The 6,181-nt window shown below is 36.4% G+C and carries 5 protein-coding genes; 3 read left to right on the top strand and 2 right to left on the bottom strand.

Features of this window, described 5'->3' with window-relative positions; all coding sequences use genetic code 11:
- Positions 1 to 278 precede the first annotated feature (278 nt).
- Positions 279 to 1,730, top strand: a complete 1,452-nt coding sequence (locus tag KKG99_12885; protein MBU1013891.1) for an aminoacyl-histidine dipeptidase — start codon at positions 279 to 281, stop codon at positions 1,728 to 1,730.
- A 14-nt stretch (positions 1,731 to 1,744) separates the two neighbouring features.
- Here KKG99_12885 and KKG99_12880 read toward each other — a convergent pair whose 3' ends face one another.
- Positions 1,745 to 2,260 (bottom strand): hypothetical protein, encoded by a 516-nt coding sequence (locus KKG99_12880; GenBank protein ID MBU1013890.1) that lies wholly within the window; start codon positions 2,258 to 2,260, stop codon positions 1,745 to 1,747.
- A gap of 132 nt (positions 2,261 to 2,392) precedes the next feature.
- Between KKG99_12880 and KKG99_12875 the strand changes: the two genes are divergently transcribed.
- Positions 2,393 to 3,856: a hypothetical protein gene (locus tag KKG99_12875; GenBank protein MBU1013889.1), complete on the top strand. Its 1,464-nt coding sequence runs from the start codon at positions 2,393 to 2,395 to the stop codon at positions 3,854 to 3,856.
- On the opposite strand, the gene KKG99_12870 is transcribed toward KKG99_12875, so the two are convergent.
- Complete coding sequence (locus KKG99_12870; GenBank protein ID MBU1013888.1) at positions 3,857 to 5,473, bottom strand: sodium/sugar symporter; 1,617 nt, start codon at positions 5,471 to 5,473, stop codon at positions 3,857 to 3,859.
- Positions 5,474 to 5,612: 139 nt separating this feature from the next.
- Between KKG99_12870 and KKG99_12865 the strand changes: the two genes are divergently transcribed.
- Entirely contained in the window at positions 5,613 to 6,056 is a 444-nt protein-coding gene (locus KKG99_12865) for a VOC family protein (GenBank protein MBU1013887.1), read from the top strand.
- Positions 6,057 to 6,181: the final 125 nt, after the last annotated feature.

Genomic DNA, 6,181 nt, shown 5'->3' with positions numbered 1-6,181 from the left:
TTGACAAATAACCTCAATTCGATATAAGAAATCATTAAAATACATACTTCCTATGTCATAAGCGTTTTAATGAATTAAGATATAAGACGTTAGACTTTAGATATTAGAAAGTCAAAATTCTAACGTCTTATTAGCTCAAAAAGCTGAATTTCAGACATACTGAATCAGTTTCATGAGAAACACTTAGATCGAACTGAGGTTAAGTTAAATCATCTATTCCTGAAGCCGAACTTCAATCTAATTTACTAACTTTACTGCTTTAACTAAAGTCTTTAAAAATGGATCAAAAAATTGCTAACCTTAAGCCCGAACGTCTTTGGCATTATTTTAATGAAATACTGGAAATCCCCCGGCCTTCAAAAAAAGAAGAAAAAATTATTGAATACCTTTTAAAGTTCGGAAAGAAAAACAACCTCGAAACGTACAAGGATGAAGTGGGGAATGTTATTATTAAAAAAGTTGCAAGTGCAGGGAAAGAAAAAGCAAAGACTGTGGTCTTACAGAGCCATATGGATATGGTTTGTGAAAAAAACAGTGACAAAATTCATGATTTTGAGAAGGATCCCATAACAGCTTACATTGATGGTGAGTGGGTGAAAGCAAAAGGAACCACTCTTGGTGCAGATGACGGTATCGGAATCGCTGCTCAGCTTGCCATTCTGGAATCTAAAGAAATTGAGCACGGCCCATTAGAGTGCTTATTTACGGCTGACGAGGAAACTGGATTGACTGGAGCAAGACATCTTGCCCCTTCCCTTCTTAAAGGAAAAGTTTTATTGAATCTTGATTCGGAAGATGAAGGCCAGCTTTATATTGGTTGTGCAGGTGGAAAAGATACAACTATTGAAATGCCCTATAAAAAAGAAGCAGTTCCTAAAGAATTCGTTAGTCTCAAAATCACTGTTAATGGGTTGAAAGGTGGACATTCAGGTGATGATATCCAAAAAGGCTTAGGCAATGCCAACAAAATTCTAAATCGTTTGCTATGGATGGTCTCATCGAAGTTTGACCTCAAATTAGCTCTTTTTGATGGTGGAAATTTACGTAACGCCATAGCCAGGGAGGCTTATGCAATTGTTTGTGTTTCAGAAAGTGATTCGAAAAGCATTCAGGATTTTGTGGCAACCTATTTTTCAACATTAAAAAATGAATACAAACTCACAGATGCCGGTTTGAATATCCAGATAGAAAAAACTGATAAGCCTAAATTTATCATTGATCAATATTCTAAAGACAATTTGCTAAACTCTCTTTATGCTTGTCCTCACGGAGTATTGGCCTATTCAGCATCAATTGCTGATTTTGTAGAAACATCCACAAACCTTGCTGCGGTAAAATTTTCAGATGATTTTATCAAAATAACAACAAGTCAGCGAAGCTCTGTGGAGTCCTCAAAAATAGATGCGACAAACATGGTACGGGCAACATTTACGCATACCAAGGCTAAAATCTATCATTCTGATGGTTATCCCGGATGGACCCCAAATCCAAATTCAGAAATTGTCAGACTTACAGCAGCCTCTTATCGTTCATTATTTAATAAAGACCCTAAAGTACTGGCAATTCATGCCGGACTTGAATGTGGACTGATCGGTGATATTTATCCGGAAATGGACATGATATCGTTTGGCCCTACGATTAAAGGAGCCCATTCACCTGATGAAAGATTGCGCATAGAAAGCACCGTGAAATTTTGGAATTTACTGATTGATGTTTTAAAGAAAATTTAAAAGCATTAATCAAATTACAATCCTATGACCAATCCAACTCGATATATGGGATTAGCGTATGGAGAATCCGGTGATTCGGTAAGATTCCACAAAATCATAATATCTGAATAGAGGTTTGGCCCGATCATTTGACGATAACCTGCACCTACAAGGACACTGCTGACATTTTTTCTTGCATACTCTTCATAACCGATAGGGATTTTTATATTTAGCACCTCATACTCGGCATAGGCAAAAACCTCGGGTATAAAAGTATAACTTGAGAATATTCTGCCTCCATAAATATTACTGGTATAGGAAGGTTCAGTTCTGGAATCCTTATAAAACTGGTAAGTAAAGCCCGCCCCAATCGACAAATTATTTATTAGCTTGTATCCCAGAAATGGTGATACATCTATAATAGTAAGCGTTCCAAATTGTATCCCTAAATTGCCACCAATAAAACTTCGCCTTGGTTGAAAATTTTTATAATCATTTTCTTGAGCATTCAATTTAACCGAGGAGGAAAACCCTATAATTAGCAGGCACAAAATCCTAATTTTAAACCAATTTTTCACAACCTCAAAATTTACGTAACAAACACTTCGTAATTAAAACACAATATTAATTAAAATCTACCGTATAAATATGGGTTTGTTTATCTTTGAGAATCAAAATTAATTATGCTTACAGCTACAACCAAATATTATCGCTTCTTTTTCGTAATTCCGATTGCTGTTCTACTCTTTTTTTCTTCCTGTAAAAAAGACAAATTTACTGATCTTCCGGTTGGACAAACACTCAGTTTTTCAACTGATTCCATTGTCTTTGATACCGTTTTTACAAGCATCGGGTCAATTACAAAACAGCTCAAAGTTTACAACAATTCTAGTAATAAAATATTAATCAGATCAATAGAATTAGCCGGAGGTGAAGCTTCTGCATATCGGCTGAACATTGATGGTTTGGCAGCCTTAAAATTGAATGATGTCGAACTTGATGGTGGGGACAGTCTTTATATTTTTGTCAAGGTACTTATCGATCCAAATAATATAAATAGCCCTTTTGTGGTTTCCGACCAACTTAGATTTACGACCGATCTAAATTTTCAAATTATTTCATTGGTAGCCTGGGGTCAGAATGCAAATTACATCATCGCAAATCAAAATATTCCGGGACTTCCACCCTTTCGGATTGTAGCTCCTGAAAATTCAAAAGTTCAATGGAAGAGCACGAGACCCTATCTTATTTATGGTTATGCAGTGGTTGATTCAGGTGCAGTGTTACAAATTGATAAAGGGGCAAAAATCCATTTCCACAATAATTCAGGACTTTGGGTTTATAAAGGTGGCAGTATCAAAGTAAACGGAACACTTGAAGATCCTGTTATTTTTACCGGTGATCGTTTAGATGAAGATTATCGGGATTTGCCCGGACAATGGGATCGGATCTGGATCAATGAGGGAAGTGTAAATAATGAGATCAATTATGCCATCATCAAAAATGGGTTTATTGGTATTCAGGCTGAAACACTTGACAATCCTATGGGGAACTCCTTAATTCTTAATAACACAAGAATTTCGAACATGAGCGGAGGAGGTATTTTAGCAAGAAATTATCAAATTACAGCAAGTAATAATTTAGTGACCAATTGCGGAGATTACTTACTCTCGTTAACAATGGGCGGTAAGTATAGTTTTATTCATTCAACCTTCGCAAATTATTGGACTTCAACGGTTCGTAAAACACCATCTGTTTATTTGAACAATTATATTCGTGACAGCGACGGAAATTCATCTGTTCGTGAATTTGAGGCCCATATTGGAAATTGTATTATCGACGGAAGAGAGAATGATGAATTGTTAATAGACTTTTTGAACGCAGGTAACCCTATATTAAAATTTGATCACAATTCTTTGAAAACACGATTGAATATAATAAATGACGATCGTTTTATTCAGTGTATCACAAATCCTGATTCACTTTTTTTTGATGTTCGAAATTTGAATTTCCAACTAAAAAGGCTATCTCCTGCTGTTGATAAAGGCTCAACACATATTGCAGCTAAAGCCCCTTTTGATATACTTGGTATTCGAAGAACCGAAAATCCTGATTTAGGTGTTTTCGAATTTAGAATCCAAAATTGATTACCAAAACAACAGGTATAATACCATTACTATTACACTTAAAAAGATAGCTAAAACATTAAATTTGACATCTGTTTTAAACATGCTTCTTTTTAACTCAAGGCCTTTGGCTTGTAAATGCTTATCAGTATAACTTATGATGATAGCAACAAGGGCCAGCATCAAAAATACCAATCCCATGCGATCAATGAAAGGGATTTCGGGTAATAAAATTTTAAACAAGAATGACAGAGGAATGGTTAATATGGCAACTGCGAGCGCTGCATTTGAAGTAATCCTTTTCCAAAAGAGCCCAAAACAAAATATGACAACTACACCAGGGGTTACGAAGCCCGTAAATTCCTGGATGTATTGAAAGGCCTGATCGAGATTGCCAAGCAATGGCTGTGCCGATAATACAGCTACCACCAAAGCCACAAAACTAGTAATTCGTCCCACACTAACCATTTTCGAGTCACCAACATCTTTATTAATAAATTTTCGATAAATATCCATGGTAAAGATGGTCGAAGTGGAGTTAAGCATTGACGCCAAAGAAGAAACAATAGCAGCGGCGAGAGCTGCAAAGGCAAGACCTTTAATCCCTGCAGGTACATAATTATGCAATAACCATGGATAAGCCTTATCAGAAGGATCAATGACCCCGCTTCCATTTGTAAGCACAAACGCTGCAATTCCCGGAATCACCACGATTAATGGAATTAATATTTTCAGGTAACCAGCAAAAATAACTCCACGTTGGGCCTCTTTTATGCTCTTAGCAGCCAATCCACGCTGAATGATATATTGATTAAATCCCCAATACGATAAATTCGCGATCCACATCCCGCCTACCAATACACTTATTCCCGGCAAATCCATAAAAGCATCCTTCAAACCACCTTTTCCGTCAGGGATCAATAATTCTCCTTCATGCAAAATCATATTGAATTTTTCAGGAGCTTGTTCGAGTAAAACTTTGAAACCTGCAATAAATCCGTGTCCATCCGATACGGCATCCAAAGCCAAAAATGTAGTTACCAATCCACCACCAATTAAAAAAACAACCTGAACTACATCTGTCCATGCCACAGCCTTTAATCCACCATAAATAGAATATACTGCCGCGAAAATTGCTAATCCCATGATTGCGTAATTCATCGGAATGCCCATGATGGTTTCCATGGCCAACGCACCAAGGTATAAAACAGATGTCAGATTGACGAATACATAAACTACTAACCAGAATGAAGCCATGGCAGTACGCACCCTACCGTCGTAACGCATTTCTAAAAACTGGGGCATGGTATAAATTTTCTTTTCAAGAAAAACAGGTAAAAAATACTTCCCAACAATAATCAAGGTAATGGCAGCCATCCATTCGTAAGAGGCAATTCCCAAACCAATTGCATAGCCCGAACCCGACATCCCGATCATTTGCTCCGCCGAAATGTTAGCCGCGATCAATGAAGCTCCGATGGCCCACCATGGCAATGATTTATCTGCCAAAAAATAATCCTGGGCCGTCTTCTTAGTTCCCTTTTTAGTCCTTGAAACCCAAAGTCCAATGAAAATAATTAAAAAACAGTAGGATATAAAAACAATATAATCCAGAGATGAAAAGCCTTGGTTCGACATATGCATTTTATGTTAATAATTAACCCGCAAATTAATAAAAATAACATCCTAAAAAATAGGAAGCATTTCCTATTTGATTAACTTTAACTGTAATTCATGATTGAATCTTTCATCATTCTATAATTTAAAATTAAAGCATATGAAATTCGTACATGTAAATATTATTTCCAAAGATTGGAAGAAATTAGCCGATTTTTACACCAAGGTATTCGAATGTGTTTCGCTTTGGCCCGAAAGGGACCTGAGTGGTGATTGGATGGATAAAGCTACCTCGATTAAGGATGTTCATATTAATGGAGTTCATTTAAGATTGCCGGGATTTGAGGTAGGCAGCCCAACACTCGAGATATTCCAATATGACAATAATTCTTCACCCCATCCCAAGAAAATCAATACTGAAGGATTGGCTCATCTTGCTTTCAGAGTTGACGATGTACAAGTTATTTTAAAAAGAGCACTGGCGAATGGTGGCAGTCAGGTTGGGGATTTAATTAATAAAGAGATCAAGGGCCTGGGTACCATCACCTTTGTTTACATTAACGACCCCGAGGGAAACATTATTGAAATCCAGCATTGGGCTTAAATTTATTGTGAATAATTTTTAATAACTTATTTATTGTTTCGGAATGCTTAATATAAATTTAACATTAATTTAACCGAATCTTAACACCAAAGTTATTAATAAGATAATCAAATAGATACTTGTTT

The sequence above is a fragment of the Bacteroidota bacterium genome, assembly GCA_018816945.1.
In the GTDB taxonomy this organism is placed as follows: Bacteria; Bacteroidota; Bacteroidia; order Bacteroidales.
This window is presented reverse-complemented; position numbering and strand designations above follow the sequence as displayed.